This window comes from Kluyvera sp., assembly GCF_047971185.1.
Taxonomy (GTDB): Bacteria; Pseudomonadota; Gammaproteobacteria; order Enterobacterales; family Enterobacteriaceae; genus Kluyvera.
The window spans coordinates 32,190-47,410 of sequence record NZ_JBKDZH010000058.1 but is presented as its reverse complement, the minus strand read 5'-3'; the positions used below and the strand labels follow the sequence as shown (position 1 = coordinate 47,410).

Sequence of the window (15,221 nt, the reverse complement as noted above, 5' to 3'; positions counted from 1 at the left end):
CACTTACGCCATTTTTAACTGCTGAATCTTTTTCTCACGGCGAATTTTACGTTCTTCAAAGATAGCGACGATGGCCATCAGGCAGATACAGCCAATGGCGGCGGTATCCAGCGCGGCAAAGGTGCCCGCCCAACCGGTGAGGCCGAAAATCGGCGTGCCGTCGGCAATCATCCCGAGACCCAGCTTGGCGAAGCTGTCGCCGATCAGATAGGCGAAGGTGCCTTTAATGCCATCGGCCGCGCCGATCGCTTTTTTCGGAACGAAACCCACCGCCGCCACGCCGATTAACAGCTGTGGGCCGAACACCAGGAAGCCGAGAGCAAACAGCGAGGCCAGATAGACATACTGGTTGCTGGCGTGCTGATAAACGCCCAGCGTCGCGATAATGAGTGCCAGCGCCACACAGGCCACCAGCGCACGACGACCATTGGCGAGATCGGAGAGCCAGCCCCACAGCAGCGTACCGACCAGCGCGCCCACTTCAAACAGGGTAAAGCCCTGAATCGCCACTTCTTTGGAGAGCTTCAACTCCTGGAAGGCATAGACAGTGGACCACTGGTCGATACCGATACGCACCACGTACAGGAAGATGTTGGAGAAGCACAGCAGCCAGATCACTTTGTTTTTCAGCACGTACTCAACAAAGATCTGCCATTTGGTCATCTCGTTTTCTTCGGTCTCTTTGTCCTCTTCGCTGATCTCTTCACCGAACAGCTCTTCAGCTTTGCCAAGACCGTAAGATTCCGGGGAATCGCTGCCAAAACGCAGGCCGATAAAGCCGACAATCAGGGCAATAATCGACGGGAAGATAAACATACCGATCACGTGACCGTCGAACAGGTAATTTGCGCCGAACAGCGCCACGCCCGCCGCACCCGCACCGCCGAGGTTATGGGAGATATTCCACATGCCGAGGTAGGAACCGCGCTTACGTCGCGGCGTCCACTTGGTGATGGTGGAATAACTGCACGAGCCGCCGGTGCTCTGGAAGAAACCGCTCAGGGCATAGAAAGTAATCATCAGGAACAAGCTGACGGATCCCGAGCCCATGCTGGCGCTGAAGCCGAGCATACATATGGCGGAGAGGATCAGCATAAACGGCAGGAACTGCTTGGTGTTTTTGCCGTCAGCGTAGTAGGAAACCAGCGTTTTGCCCACGCCGTAGGTAATGGAAAAGCCCAGGCCAATCATCCCCAGCTGCGTCATGCTCAGCCCGTAGGTGGAGATCATGTCGTTCTGAGCGATGTTGAAGTTTTTGCGGATCAGATACATGGTCAGGTAGCCGATAAAGACCACCAGGTAAGACTGCATGAACGGTTTGAACCACATTTTGCGCCGCACATCGAGCGGCAGATCCAGGGTCGGTTTGCGCACCTGGTTTAAGAAGGCCAGCATGGGTATCTCCTGATTTTTATACCTGCGTGATGGCCGGTATTGTAAAAATCAGCGGCGCGGCTGGCCTGAGACAGCGTCCAGGTGGAACCGGGAAAATTTCTTAGTTTTACGCCGTTTGTCGAAGAAAGGTGAAGCAGGTCACGCTTCGCGCGGGGCCTGGGCGTTTAAGAACGGCAGTAACAGCAGTGCGGAGATCCCCGCAGCAATGGCGATCACCACGAAGAATCCGCTCCAGTGCCAGACCTCCATCACCTTCGCCAGCGGCCAGCCGGAAAGTGAGGCGCCAAGATAGGCAAACAGGCCGACAAACCCGGTCGCCGCCCCCGCCGCCTCTTTGTGCGAGCACTCTGCCGCCGCCATGCCGATCAGCATCTGCGGGCCGAAAACGAAAAAGCCGGTGGTGAAGAAGCACGCCGCCTGCATCACGTAGCTGGCAAACGGCATCAGCCACAGCGAGCCGACGGAGAGCAAAATCCCGGCGGCGAAAATCAGGTTCATCGGGCCACGGTTGCCGTTAAACAGCTTGTCCGAGCCCCAGCCTGCCACCAGCGCGCCGATAAAGCCGCCCAGTTCAAACATGGTGACGGCGGTGTTGGCGGTGACCAAATCGACGCCGAGCGTCTCCGACATATACAGATTGCCCCAGTCGTTGATCGCCGCGCGCACCACGTACACTAGCACGTAGCACAACGACAATAGCCAGATATACGGGTTGAGTAACACGTACCGGGTGAGGATCTCTTTACGAGTCAACCCCGCCCCTTCCTGCTGTTGGGCTATCTCCAGCGCATCGTGCTGCCAGTCGCCAACCGGCGGCAAGCCTACCGTCTGCGGTCTGTCGCGCAGTCGCCAGCAGAGAAAAACGCCCACCACGATCGCCAGCAGTCCGGCAATCATCATCCCGGCGCGCCAGCCGTAATGCAGCGCCGCCGCGCCCATCACCATCGGAATCAGCGCGCCGCCGACGTTGTGCGCGGTGTTCCAGATGGCCCACCAGCCGCCGCGCTCGTTGCGCGAATACCACGCGGTGAGCAAGCGGGCGCACACCGGCGCCCCCCAGCCCTGGAAGAAGGCGTTCAGCGCCCACAGCACGGCAAAGGCCCACAGTGAGGTGGAGAAACCGAACAGAATATTGACCACGCCGGTAGCGATTAGCCCGATACCCATAAAATAGCGGGCGTTCGAGCGGTCGCTGACGATACCCGAAACAAACTTCGACAGTCCGTAGGTGATGTAAAACAGCGTCGCCAGCAGACCGATATCGCTGCGGGTCAGCACGCCGCTGGTGATGATCTCCGGCACCGCGGCGTTAAAGCTTTTACGGGTGAAGTAAAACAGCGCGTAGCCGAGCCAGATGGTCAGCAGGATATGCCGCCGCCAGTAACGGTAGCGGGCGTCCACTTCCTGCTTGTCGGTGATGAACGGCACGCTGGCCGGGGCTTTTAAAAACTGAAACATGGCCGTTCCTCAGGCGTAGCGCTGGGGCAGCGACACGCTAACGCGCGTGCCGTGCATGCAGGAAATCGTGAGTGAACCACCGAGCGCCGTCACGCGCTCGCGCATACCGGTGAGGCCAAAACCTTGCTGATTCGAACCCGGAGGCAAGCCGCTGCCGTCGTCCTCAATGACCAGCATCAGCCGTTCATCCTGCTGCCAGCCCTGCAGCGTCACCGCGCTGGCGTTGGCGTGCTTCACAATGTTGTTCAGCCCTTCCTGGCAGACGCGAAACAGCGTCACGCGCTGGCTTTCGCTGAGTGCTGATTCGTCAATTCGCCAGTCGAGGTGGCTGACGATGCCGCGGCTTTCCAGCTCCATTTCACGCATCAATGAGCGGATGGCCTGCTCCAGCGTGAGATCATCCAGCTGGCGCGGTCGCAGGCGACCCAGCAGGCGGCGAACCGAATCGTACACGCCCAGCGACAACTGCTCGATATGCGCCCCGCTTTGCTTCACGCCCGCGTTCTCGGGGGCCAGGCGCTGTACGATGCCCGCCTGAGTGCGAATGGCGGTGATAGTCTGGCCGATATCGTCGTGCAGCTCGCGCGCCACGTCACGACGCACGCTCTCTTCGGTTTCCAGCAACCGTTCCGCCAGCCGATGATTACGCGCCAGCTCGCTTTGCAGCGACTGGTTAAGCTCACGCAGGCGCTGAATACCCGCGCCGAGCAGCAGCCCGGTCAGGCTTTGCGCCAGCAGCGAGAGCAGTAAATCGACCGGGTGATCGTGCCAGGTCTGGCTGGCAATCAGCGCGATGGCGTTCATCAACGTCGCAATCAGCGCACCCTGCCAGCCGTAATGCCAGGCGAGCGCAATAATCGGTAAAGCGAGACAAAATGGCGTAAAGCGCGAAAGCTCAGCGGGCAAACCGAGCTGTAGCCACAGGCTGACGGTGAACAGCAACAGGTACCAGACCAGGTGTCGCCCGCGCCAGTTTACCGGTTGTGACACCAGCGCCGGGCCGAGCGGCAGCCAGGTGGTGCTGGTCAGGTAGTGCCAGAACACCAGGCAGATCGGCGCCAGCGTTAATCCGCCGGTCAGGGTCAGTAGCAGCGCATTCCACGCTTCCTCGCCCTGCCCCAGCCACGGCAGCGATTGCAGCAGCGCCGCCGCCGTCAGCGCCGCGCCCTGTAACAGCAGCGTACGCCAGTCGCGCTGATGACGATAGCGGGAGATTAACGTCACCGGCAGCAACGTGAGGAAGCTGCCGATCATCAAAATAGACAGATGCGCCAGCGCCACCTCCTGCCCCAGCCAGTACATCAGCAGCCACTCCGCGCCCAGCAGCACCGGCCAGTAGCCGCGCGGGCATTGCAGCATCAGCCCCAGACGCAGGCCAAACGGAAACAGCAGTACCGCCAGCTCCGGGCGCTCAACCAGATGCAGGCTGATGCTCCACAGGCAAAACCAGGCGGCGGAGAAGATGAAAAAGCAGGCGACAACGGTGATCAGCCGGGAAAAGAGCGCGTTCATGACCAGCCGTCAAACATACGCCGCGCCAGCTCAACATCGTTGCTGACGCCCAGCTTTTCCATCAGGTTAGCGCGATGCACGTGCACCGTTTTTGGCGACAGGCCCAGTTCAGCGGCAATCTCTTTCACCGCCATCCCGCGCGCCAGCTTTTCCGCCACCTGGCGCTCACGTTTGGTCAGCGGGTCCTGACGCCCGGCCGCCAGCTTAACGGCGATATCCGGCGTTAAATAGCAGCCGCCGGTCGCCACGGTATGCACGGCGGCAATCAGTTCATCCGGGCTACAGCGTTTGGAGAGGAAGCCACGCGCGCCTGCGTTGAGCGCCTGCTCGACCAGCGCCGGGCTGTCGTGGACCGAGAGCATGATAATCGCCATGCCTTTTGGCAACTGGCTTAACAATTCCAGACCGGAGATATCCGGCATCGAGATATCGCAGATACACACCTGCACGCCGCGCCCCGGTAAACCGGCCAGCGCCTCGCGCCCGGAACCAAATTCCGCCACAACCTGCAAATCAACCTCCAGCCCCAGCAGTTGGGCAAAGCCGGAGCGGACGATAGTGTGGTCGTCGATAAGGGCGATGGTGATCATGGGTTTGTCCTGGCGGATAAAAAAACGCGCTTACCTTAACGATAAGCGCGCGGCTGTTCAAGTCTTGAGCGAATTACTCGAAGAAGACGGAGATTTTGTTAAACATCGACGGATCGGACTGATTTCGCGCCACTTTCACCACATCTTCCAGCTTGTCGATCTGGCTCATCATCTGCTCAAGGCGCTGATCGTCGTTCACCAGGAGCCAGATCCGGCTATGGTCGCTGCCGTGAATCGGTAGGCATAGAATGCCTTCGACGTTGAACGCGCGGCGGGCAAATAGCCCGCAGACGTGGGTCATTACGCCCGGATGGTTGCGCACGGTGAGTTCCAGGATAACGTTGTCATGTGTCTGTTTTTGCATGGCTTATTCCCCCACCATTTCTCTATTCGCCGCACCCGGCGGAACCATCGGATACACTTTTTCTTCCGCGTCGATACGCACGTGGATCAGCGCCGGGCCCGGGCGGTTGATGATCGCCTGCAGCGCCGCCTGCGGGTCCGCTTCGTTATTCAGATCGCAGGTTTCAAGGCCGAAACCGGCGGCAATTTGCATAAAGTTAATCATGCCCGGGTAGGTGGCGGCAAATACGCCCTGCTTGTAGAACAGGCTCTGCTGCTGATGTACCAGCCCCAGCGCCTGGTTGTTCATCAGGATAATCTTCACGTCGAGCTGGTTTTCCGCCGCCGTCGCCATCTCCTGGATGTTCATCATCAGGCTGCCGTCACCGGAGAAACACAGCACTTTCTTGTCCGGGTTCGCCAGCGCCGCGCCAATTGCCGCCGGCAGGCCGAAGCCCATGGTGCCGAGGCCGCCGGAAGTCAGCCACTGACGCGGGCGATTCAGTGGGTAGGCCTGCGCCGTCCACATCTGATGCTGGCCGACGTCGGTGGTGATGATCGCGTTGTCGTCCACGCAGGCGGCCACGGCGTTAATCAGGCCGTAATGGCTGAGCGGGTCGCCCGCTTGCGGAATCGCCCCCGGGAACTCTTGTTGCAGTTCGGCCACTTTGCCACGCCACTCATCGCGCGGCTGGGCGTCAATCTGCGGCAGCAGCTGCGCCAGTACGTCGTCGACGTCGGCCTGAATCGCCACGTGCGCCTGCTTGATTTTGCCCAGCTCGGCGCGGTCGATATCCACGTGAATAATCTTCGCATTCGGGCAGAACTCCGCCACTTTACCGGTCGCCCGGTCATCAAAACGCGCGCCTAAAACCACCAGTAAATCAGACTGTTGCAGAATAAAGTTGGTGCTGCGCGCGCCGTGCATTCCCAGCATACCCAGCGACAGCGGATGCGCTTTCGGCAGCATGCCCAGCGCCATCAGCGTCATGGTGGTTGGCAGATTGGCTTTCTCGGCCAGTTCGCGTACGCGTTGCGGGGCGTTAATCACGCCGCCGCCCAGATAGAGCACCGGACGCTGCGCGGCGTTAATCATCGCCGCCGCTTCACTGACGCTCTCGGCGCTGAAGTCAGGCGCGGCGGCGCGGCCACCCGGTTCCGGCAGTTCGCTGATGTCGATTTCCGCGGTCTGCACATCCTTAGGAATGTCTATCCACACCGGACCAGGGCGGCCCGACTGCGCAATCCGGAAGGCATCAGCAATAACCTGTGGTAATTCATTGATGTTGCGGACTAAGTAGTTGTGTTTAGTGATGGGGATAGAGATACCGTAGGTGTCGACTTCCTGGAACGCGTCGGTGCCGATTAACGAGGAGGCCACCTGGCCGGTGATGCACACCAGCGGAATGGAGTCGAGGCGCGCGTCGGCGATAGCGGTCACCAGGTTGGTGGCGCCGGGGCCGCTACAGGCCATGCACACCGCCGGTTTCCCCTGGGTGCGCGCCATGCCCTGAGCGATAAAGCCCGCGCCCTGCTCGTGTCGCGCCAGAATATGACGGATTTGCGTGCTCTGGCTTAAGGCGTCATACAGCGGCAGCACAGTGCCGCCGGGGATACCGGTGACCATGGTAATGCCCTGACGTTCCAGTAAGTGAACGATTAACTGCGCGCCCGTAAACCGGGTCGGTTGTGATGTTGTGCCCGAACTTGCCATGCTCCAGTCCTTTTATTCTGGGCCGACTACCCGGGAGGGGGCTAGAAACTAAAAACCCCGCCCGGTTTACGCCGGCGGGGTTTGGAATCGTGTGTGTTCCTGACCCTACGGCGCATTGCCGACGACCACCACCACACGCACGACGACCACCGCGGCTGGTAGCGCGGTTTTTAGTAGGGTCGAAGTCATCATGGATGGGATCATTAAGGGTCTTCTCTCAATTCGTTTAGTGAATTTATACAAACACAGCTTTTTCAGGCTGACAATGGAAATATTTTCATCTGCGTAAAAATGCAGCAAGGATCACACTTCCTCGCGGAGGGAAATCTTCTGAACTGTCCCGCTCTCCCCCTATTTCTGGCCCTGTTTTCCCCCGGAGGGTTGTGTTACGTTTTGCTGAATTCTCCCTCAGCCACGCACGATCATGACGCTTTCTGTTTTCTGCATTTTGCTGTTTGCCGCGCTGCTGCACGCCAGCTGGAACGCCATCGTTAAGGCGGGAAACGACAAACTCTATTCGGCGATCGGCGTCACCGGCTCCGCCGCATTGATAGCCTTGGTACTCATCCCCTTCGCGCCTGCGCCATCAGCAGCCAGCGTGCCATTTATGATTGTCTCGACGGTATTACAGGTGATCTACACCATTCTGGTGGCGAAAACCTATCAAATTTCCGATATGAGCCAGACCTATCCACTGATGCGCGGCACCGCGCCGCTGCTGGTGGCCATCATCAGCGTGCTGTTTCTGGGCGATCATCTTTCCGCGCTGGCATGGTGCGGAATAGCGGTTATCTGTACGGCAATCCTGGGGATGGCGCTCAACAGCCGCGGCGGTTCGCAGCGGGGCGTAGTGCTAGCGCTGCTGAACGCCTGGATTATCGCCGGATACACGCTGATTGACGGCACAGGCGTACGGCTTTCGGGTACCGCGCTGGGCTATACGCTGTGGTCGTTTTTCCTCAACGGCTCCACCCTGCTGTGCTGGGCGATGATTGCCCGCCGTCGCGAGGCGGCAAGATATCTGGCGCAGCACTGGAAAAAGGGCCTGCTTGGCGGAGTGGGCACCATGGGTTCCTACGGGCTGGCGCTGTGGGCGATGACTCAGGCACCGCTGGCGGTGGTCGCCGCGCTGCGCGAAACCTCAATTTTATTCGGCGCGCTGATCGCCTGGCTGCTGCTGAAAGAGCGAGTCGCGGGCGTGCGCCTGATTGCCGCCTGCGGGATTGCCGCCGGCGCGATTGTGCTGCGGCTGTCCTGAAAAACTGGCAACTATTGTTGCCGATCGACGTGTATAAATCCTGCCTGCATCACACATTTCATTTACATGACGCATGATTAAATCGTCACCGCAGTGTGGTAGATTCCTCTCCGATTTGGCGCATAGCCTGGATGTTTATTCTTACAAACCAAAATTCCATAAAGTAATCAGCGAAATGAAAAGAGATAGAAACGTCAACATCCTGGTGATGCTGGTGTTGCTGGTGGCTGTCGGCCAGATGGCGCAGACCATTTATATTCCCGCTATCGCCCAGATGGCGAGCGACCTCAACGTGCGTGAAGGGGCGGTGCAGAGCGTGATGGCGGCGTACCTGCTGACCTACGGCGTTTCCCAGCTGTTTTACGGCCCGCTGTCCGACCGCGTGGGACGTCGTCCGGTGATCCTCGCAGGCATGTCGATTTTTATGCTGGCGACGCTGGTTGCCATAACCACCCATAGCCTGACGGTGCTGATCGCCGCCAGCGCGTTACAGGGGATGGGCACCGGCGTTGGCGGCGTGATGGCGCGAACGCTGCCGCGTGATATGTATGAAGGCAGCCAGCTTCGCCATGCCAACAGTCTGTTAAATATGGGGATTCTGGTAAGCCCACTGCTGGCACCGCTGATTGGCGGCGTGCTGGAGACGCTGATTAACTGGCGGGCCTGCTACGGTTTTCTGCTGGTGCTGTGCGCGGGCGTCACCTTCAGCATGGCGCGCTGGATGCCGGAAACGCGCCCGACCGGGGCACCGAAAACCCGCCTGCTCAGCAGCTACAAAACGCTGTTCGGCACCAGCAGCTTTAACTGCTACCTGCTGATGTTGATTGGCGGGCTGGCCGGTATCGCGGTGTTTGAAGCCAGCTCGGGCGTGCTGATGGGCGGCGTCCTGGGCCTCAGCAGCATGACGGTCAGCATCCTGTTTATTCTGCCGATTCCGGCGGCGTTCTTTGGTGCCTGGTTCGCCGGGCGGCCGAAAAAACGCTTCTCGACGCTGATGTGGCAGTCGGTGGTGAGCTGCCTGCTGGCGGGGCTGATGATGTGGATCCCTGGGCTGCTTGGGGTGATGAACATCTGGACGCTGCTGGTGCCCGCCGCGCTGTTTTTCTTCGGCGCGGGCATGCTGTTCCCGCTGGCGACCAGCGGCGCAATGGAGCCGTTCCCGTTCCTCGCCGGTACCGCCGGGGCGCTGGTTGGCGGCCTGCAAAACATCGGTTCCGGCGTGCTGGCCTGGCTGTCGGCGATGATGCCGCAAACCGGCCAGGGCAGTATCGGCCTGCTGATGACGCTGATGGGGCTGCTGATTTTCCTCTGCTGGCTGCCGCTGGCGTCGCGCTTTGCGCGCCATCAGCAGACGATGGTATAAGCACCTCTCCGCGAAGGCCTGATAAACGCAGCGCCATCAGGCAGATCGGCGCACGTTGCCGGATGGCGGCGTAAGCGCCGTATCCGGCCTACTTTTTGCGTGACAATCGTGCCAGATTACGCGCCATTGTGGCATCTCAGGTCAAAGCGTATTGCCGCGCGTCACACTCCGTTCTCCTGCTCCCCCTGGCGTTAAAACCGCGTCGATATACTCCGGTTTACCTCGTACCTCTACGATAACCGGAGAACACAATGCAACAGGCTGAAAAATCTGTCGGCCGGGGCGGCTTCACCCTGCTCATCTGGGTGCTGCTTTTGCTTCTCGGCTGCGTGCTGTTTTTCTTTTCGCTCGACCGGCAAATTGTTTCGATCCTCAAAACCACGCTGATGCAGGAACTGGGGCTGGATAACAGCGATTATTCGGTGCTGATCAGCGCCTTTATGATCCCTTACACCTTCATGTATTTCTTCGTCGGCGGCATCGTCGACCGCTTCGGCAGCCGCTTCGTGCTGTGCGCGCTGATGGTGTTGATGTCTCTCGCCACGCTGATCACCGGCCTTTCCCACTCCATGACCGGGCTGATTACCGGCCGCGTTTTGCTGGGGCTGGCGGAGTCCGGGATTGTGCCCGCGCTGACGCTGGCGGTCTTTACCTGGTTCCGCGCCGAACAGCGGGCGTTTGCTTTCCAGTTAACCAACATTATTCAGTCGCTGGGGCTGATTATCGCCCCGCCGTTCGTGGCGTGGGTGACGCTGTCCACCGGCTGGCGCTGGGCGTTTTTTATTCCGGCGATGGCGGGCGTGGTGGTGGGCATTCTGTGGTTTATCTCCAGCCGTAAAACGCCGCCAGCGGCGGAGGACGTAGTGCTGGATAGCGCGGTGAGCGTGCCGCTGGTTGAGCGCTACAAAATGGTGCTGACCTCAAAGCCTATCTGGGCACTGCTGATCGCCCGCCTGCTGACCGACCCGTTCTGGTTCTTCTATCAGTACTGGCAGGTGGGTTTTATGCAGGAGAAAATCGGCCTGACGCTGGCAGAAGTGGGCAAGCTGATGTGGCTGCCGCCGCTGGTGGCCGTGTTCGGCGTGCTGGCGGTGTGCTGGGCCTCCGACCGTCTCGTCGCCCGCGGCATGGACGCCACCCGCGCCCGCTTGACGATTATCTGGTCGGTGACCTGCCTCGCGCCGCTGGTGTTCCTGCTGCCGTCCATCAGCAATGCCTACGCGGCCGTCGCCATCATGACGGTGATTAATTTCATGTGCACCGCCTGGCTCAGCATGGCAACCATCATGATGGGCGGGCTGGCCCCGCGCGTAGCAATTGCCACCGCCATCGGCGTGATGAGCGCGCTGGGCGGCGTCACCTCGATTATCTTTAACGGCTTTGTCGGTTCGATCATCGACCACTTTGGCTACTCGATGCCGATTTATGCCGGTGCTACGCTGCATCCGATTGGCGCACTGGTGCTGGCCGCCTTTTTCTTACGTCGTAAAAAAACCTTTATTGCTCGTCCGGAGACCGTCTGATGACTGATATCGCTGTTACCCCCGTGGCCCACGCCTGCGCAGATTTCACCGTGCTCTACTGCCTGCTGAACCACGAAAACCACCAGTTTGCCGCGTGGTATGACGCGGAGCACCGCATTACCGTGGGCCAACGCCGCCTGCCCGACGGCCCGTGGCAAACTTTTCAGCCGCAAGGGTTCTGGCTGCCGGAGCGCGAGCGTTTCGCCCACATTACTGAATTTGATTCGCACAATTACCTGACGATGGCGGTCGATAGCGCCGGATACCTGCATCTTTCCGGCAATATGCACGTCGATCCGTTAATTTACTTCCGCAGCCGCCGGCCGCTGGACGTCACCACCCTGGAATGCATTCCGGCGATGACCGGCGAGCGCGAAGCGCGCGCCACCTACCCGGTATTCTTTAAGGACGTACAGGGGCGGCTGCTGTTCCGCTACCGCGACGGCTGTAGCGGCAACGGCGACGATCTGTACAATATTTTCGACGCCGAACGCCAGCAGTGGTCGCGCCTGCTAGAAACGCCGCTGCTCAACGGCGAAGGCGCGCGCAACGGCTACGCGCGCCAGCCGCTGCTGGGGCCGGACGGCTACTGGCATATGGTGTGGATGTGGCGCGAAACGCCGCACTGCGAAACCAACAACAATCTCTCCTACGTGCGCAGCCGCGATCTGCAACGCTGGGAGAAGTCCGACGGCACGCCGCTCGCGCTGCCGATTGCCCGCCACCAGGGCGAGATTGTCGACGACGCCGGGATCGGCGGCGGGTTAATCAACATGGTGCAGGAAGTGGGTTTCGATAACGATGCCCGCCCTGTGCTGATTTACCATCGTTATGATGATCGGGGGCTATCGCAGGCCTATCTGGCGCGACCGGATGGCAAAGGCAGCTGGCAAAAAGCGCAGATCAGTCAGTGGGATTTTCGCTGGGACTTCAACGGCGGCGGTTCTATCCCACCGGACGTCACGCTCAGCGCGCCGCGAGCGGTTGGCAACGGCAAAATGGAAGTGGAGTGGACCTCGACGTGGGCCGGAAGCGGCGTGTGGATTATTGATGACCGGACGCTCAGCGTGGTGGACCATCGCCCGCTGACGCCGCCGCTGCCCGCCGAACAATGGCAGCCCCGGCAGAACGTTGCGCCGCTGGCGGAAGTGCAGCTGGTGGCCGCACAAAACAGTGATTACAGCCCGCAAAGCCGCTACTGGCTGCGCTGGGAGGCGCTGCCGATTTTCCGCGATGTGCCGCATGAAGCGAAAACCGGATCGACGCTGCTGGAAGTGGTGGAAGTGAAGAATTAAAAAACGCGCGCCAGCCGGGACAGAGGCTGGCGCGCTGACTTTGCGCATCAGGCGTTCGCCAGCTGCTTCGCCTTCTCCTCTTCTTCCTGCTGGGCCAGCTGCGTTTCCAGCATCTTTTTCTCATACACCTTGAAGAACGGGTAGTAGATCGCCAGCGAGATAAAGAAGCAGATAAATACCAGACCGCAGGCAATCAGGTTCCAGTTGGTGGTAATCAACGCGCCCAGCGGCGCAGGGATGGTAAACGGCGGTTTCACCATCATGCGTGGGATCAGCCCGCTGATGGTGAAGAGATATACCACCACCGTGTTGACCATCGGTGCCAGAATAAACGGCACCGCCAGAATCGGGTTCATCACAATCGGCGCACCGAAAATCATCGGCTCATTGATGTTGAACAGGCCGGGAATAAATGACAGCTTGCCTAACGATTTCAGATAGATAACTTTCGATCGAATAAACAACACCACCAGCGCCAGCGTGGAGCCGGTGCCGCCCATCTGCGCGTACCACTGGAAGAACTGCTCGGTGAAAATATTCGGCAGATCGTAGGCGCTGGTTCCGGCCTGGAACAGCTCCATATTCTGCACGATCGCCTGATCCCACAACGGGCGAATCAGCGGTCCCATCACCGCATGGCCGTGAATACCAAACACCCAGAACAGGTCGATAAAGAACTGCGTGACGATACCGCCAAACAGGTTAGTTCCTGTCATAAAGCCCTTCAGCGGCATAATGATGTAGCTGATGATGGCGTTAATATCGATATTCAGAAAGTGCCGTGGGATCCAGAAAATCAGCACCACCGCCAGCGTCGGGAACAGCGCAGAGAAGGAACTGGCGACTACCGGCGGTACGCCTGCCGGCATCTTAATTTCAATATTGCGGACTTTAATAAAACGGTAGATTTCAATGGCGATAAGCGACGAGATAATGGCCCCGAACAGCCCCTGCGAGCTGAGCGACGCTACCGGGATGTAGCGCCCGGCGACCGCCTCACCCGCGACGGTGACGCCCTGTTTGATATTCACCGGCACAATCATCAACAGCGTGGCGAGCATCGCCAGCAGCCCGCTGGTTACGTCGTTGAGCTTATAGCTTTTCCCCAGAAACGAGCCGATGGTAAACGCGGCGTACAGCGACATCAGCCCGACGGTAAAGCGGAAGGGAACGTCAAGAATATCGCGCCACGGCGCAATAAAGTCCATGTAGCCTTTAATGGGAATGTTGAGCAGAATAACGAAAAACGATCCGACAATCGTCAGCGGTAAAATAGAGATTAAGCCGTTACGGATCGCCTGCATATGGCGCTGATTGCCAATAGCATTAGCTACCGGCATCATTTTTTCAGCCAGCCGTTCAAAGTAAGACATATTACTCCCCCTCGAAACCGTTATTCGCAATCACCGTGGAGAACCACTGCCCGGACTTCTTCAGCGATCGCTGTTGGGTGGCTAAATCAAGGTGGTAGAATCCGTAGCGATTTTTATAGGCGTTTTGCCACGACCAGCAGTCGATAAAGGTCCACATGTGGTAACCCAGACAATTGCTGCCGTCGGCCATCGCCTGATGGAGATATCCCAGATGCTCTTTTAAGAATTCAATGCGGTAATCATCCTGCACCTGGCCGTTAACCATAAATTGTTCTTCGTCCTGAATACCGATGCCATTTTCAGAAACGAACCACGGTAAATTGCCGTAGCGTTCTTTCACCACCATCGCGATGTCATAAAGCGCCGCAGGGTAAATCTCAATGCCACGCGAAGTATTCATCCGGCGTCCCGGCATGATGTATTCTTCGAAGAAACGCTCCGGAACAAAACCGTGCGGTTCGGCCAGCGGCGTTTCACGCGCTTTTACCCGGCGAGGGCGGTAATAGTTAATGCCCAGCAGATCGATGCGCGTTGCGGCAATCAGTGCGCAGTCTTCAGCTAAATAGACCGGCAGTTGGTCATGCTCGCGTAAAATCGCCACCAGTTCTTCCGGATAGCGGCCCAGTAAAATAGGCTCGTTGATGCTGCGGGTATAAAACAGATCGGCCATCGCGGCGGCCTGTAAATCCTCCGCCGAGTCGCTGCGCGGATAGACCGGAATAACGTCCATAATAATGCCAATCTGCCCGGCCAGACCCAGCTCGCGCCACGCCGCAACCGCCTTACAGTGCGCCAGTACGATGTGGTGCAGCACCTGTGCCGCACGACGGAAATCGGTGACGTAGGGATAATGACGCGGATGCAAATATCCGGCTTCCGCCGGAATTAACGGTTCATTGAAGGTAAACCAATAGCGAACGCGATCGCCAAATAGCTGATAGCAAATACGCGCGTAGCGGGCAAAGGCATCGACGACCTCACGATTTTCAAAGCCGCCCTTTTCCTGCAGCGCCATCGGCATATCGAAGTGATAGAGATTAATAAACGGCTCAATTCCCTGCGCGTTTAATTCATCAATGACGGCATTATAAAATTCGACCGCCTGTGGATTCACCTCGCCGTCGCCGTCGGGGATCAGACGTGACCAGGAAATAGAGGTACGAAATGAGTTCAAGCCAATGTCTTTGGCGCGCTGAATGTCTTCCCGATAATGCTGATAAAACGTCGAGGTATCATCCGCCGTGACGCCCTGAAAAAAGCGCTCGTTAAAGTGATGTGAGGCGTAATCCCAGATATTATCGCCTTTGCCATCGCCGGGAACCCGGCCTTCAGACTGCGTCGCGCTGGTCGCGGTACCCCACCAGAAGTTATCAGGAAAACGATATTTCATGACCTGTC

General features: G+C 58.8%; 12 protein-coding genes and 1 pseudogene. 4 read left to right on the top strand and 9 right to left on the bottom strand.

The window, feature by feature from the left end; translation table 11 throughout:
• Window positions 1–3: 3 nt before the first annotated feature.
• The 7 genes from uhpT to ivbL all read right to left on the bottom strand — a co-directional run bounded on the left by uhpT (window position 4) and on the right by ivbL (window position 7,215).
• A complete protein-coding gene (uhpT, locus tag ACK5JN_RS16895; RefSeq protein ID WP_064540786.1) occupies window positions 4–1,395 on the bottom strand; it encodes a hexose-6-phosphate:phosphate antiporter in 1,392 nt (463 codons plus the stop codon).
• A gap of 138 nt (window positions 1,396–1,533) precedes the next feature.
• Window positions 1,534–2,853, bottom strand: a complete 1,320-nt coding sequence (locus ACK5JN_RS16890) for an MFS transporter (RefSeq protein ID WP_416871220.1) — start codon at window positions 2,851–2,853, stop codon at window positions 1,534–1,536.
• 9 nt (window positions 2,854–2,862) lie between these two features.
• Window positions 2,863–4,365: a signal transduction histidine-protein kinase/phosphatase UhpB gene (gene uhpB / locus ACK5JN_RS16885; RefSeq protein ID WP_416871219.1), complete on the bottom strand. Its 1,503-nt coding sequence runs from the start codon at window positions 4,363–4,365 to the stop codon at window positions 2,863–2,865.
• Window positions 4,362–4,955 (bottom strand): transcriptional regulator UhpA, encoded by a 594-nt coding sequence (gene uhpA / locus ACK5JN_RS16880; RefSeq protein WP_416871218.1) that lies wholly within the window; start codon window positions 4,953–4,955, stop codon window positions 4,362–4,364. The genes uhpB and uhpA overlap by 4 nt, the downstream gene beginning before the upstream one ends.
• A 73-nt stretch (window positions 4,956–5,028) precedes the next feature.
• Window positions 5,029–5,319 carry an acetolactate synthase small subunit gene (gene ilvN, locus ACK5JN_RS16875; RefSeq protein WP_065357373.1) on the bottom strand — a complete coding sequence of 97 codons (291 nt, stop codon included), beginning with the start codon at window positions 5,317–5,319 and terminating at the stop codon, window positions 5,029–5,031.
• Between the two features lie 3 nt (window positions 5,320–5,322).
• Window positions 5,323–7,011 (bottom strand): acetolactate synthase large subunit, encoded by a 1,689-nt coding sequence (gene ilvB, locus ACK5JN_RS16870; protein WP_416871217.1) that lies wholly within the window; start codon window positions 7,009–7,011, stop codon window positions 5,323–5,325.
• A gap of 105 nt (window positions 7,012–7,116) precedes the next feature.
• Window positions 7,117–7,215: an ilvB operon leader peptide IvbL gene (gene ivbL, locus ACK5JN_RS16865; protein WP_416871216.1), complete on the bottom strand. Its 99-nt coding sequence runs from the start codon at window positions 7,213–7,215 to the stop codon at window positions 7,117–7,119.
• A 192-nt stretch (window positions 7,216–7,407) separates the two neighbouring features.
• Here ivbL and ACK5JN_RS16860 point away from each other — a divergent pair.
• The 4 genes and pseudogenes from ACK5JN_RS16860 to ACK5JN_RS16845 all read left to right on the top strand — a co-directional run bounded on the left by ACK5JN_RS16860 (window position 7,408) and on the right by ACK5JN_RS16845 (window position 12,450).
• Window positions 7,408–8,269 (top strand): annotated as a pseudogene (locus tag ACK5JN_RS16860) (EamA family transporter).
• A gap of 175 nt (window positions 8,270–8,444) precedes the next feature.
• On the top strand, window positions 8,445–9,632 hold the full coding sequence (emrD, locus tag ACK5JN_RS16855) for a multidrug efflux MFS transporter EmrD (protein WP_416871215.1): 1,188 nt from the start codon (window positions 8,445–8,447) through the stop codon (window positions 9,630–9,632).
• Window positions 9,633–9,883: 251 nt separating this feature from the next.
• Window positions 9,884–11,155: an MFS transporter gene (locus ACK5JN_RS16850; RefSeq protein WP_416871214.1), complete on the top strand. Its 1,272-nt coding sequence runs from the start codon at window positions 9,884–9,886 to the stop codon at window positions 11,153–11,155.
• On the top strand, window positions 11,155–12,450 hold the full coding sequence (locus tag ACK5JN_RS16845) for a BNR repeat-containing protein (RefSeq protein WP_416871213.1): 1,296 nt from the start codon (window positions 11,155–11,157) through the stop codon (window positions 12,448–12,450). The genes ACK5JN_RS16850 and ACK5JN_RS16845 overlap by 1 nt, the downstream gene beginning before the upstream one ends.
• A 47-nt stretch (window positions 12,451–12,497) precedes the next feature.
• Here ACK5JN_RS16845 and ACK5JN_RS16840 read toward each other — a convergent pair whose 3' ends face one another.
• Window positions 12,498–13,823 (bottom strand): PTS sugar transporter subunit IIC, encoded by a 1,326-nt coding sequence (locus ACK5JN_RS16840; protein WP_416871212.1) that lies wholly within the window; start codon window positions 13,821–13,823, stop codon window positions 12,498–12,500.
• Window position 13,824: 1 nt separating this feature from the next.
• The gene (locus tag ACK5JN_RS16835; protein WP_416871211.1) at window positions 13,825–15,213 is read right to left on the bottom strand and encodes a glycoside hydrolase family 1 protein; all 1,389 of its coding nucleotides are present in this window, start codon (window positions 15,211–15,213) and stop codon (window positions 13,825–13,827) included.
• Window positions 15,214–15,221 lie beyond the last annotated feature (8 nt).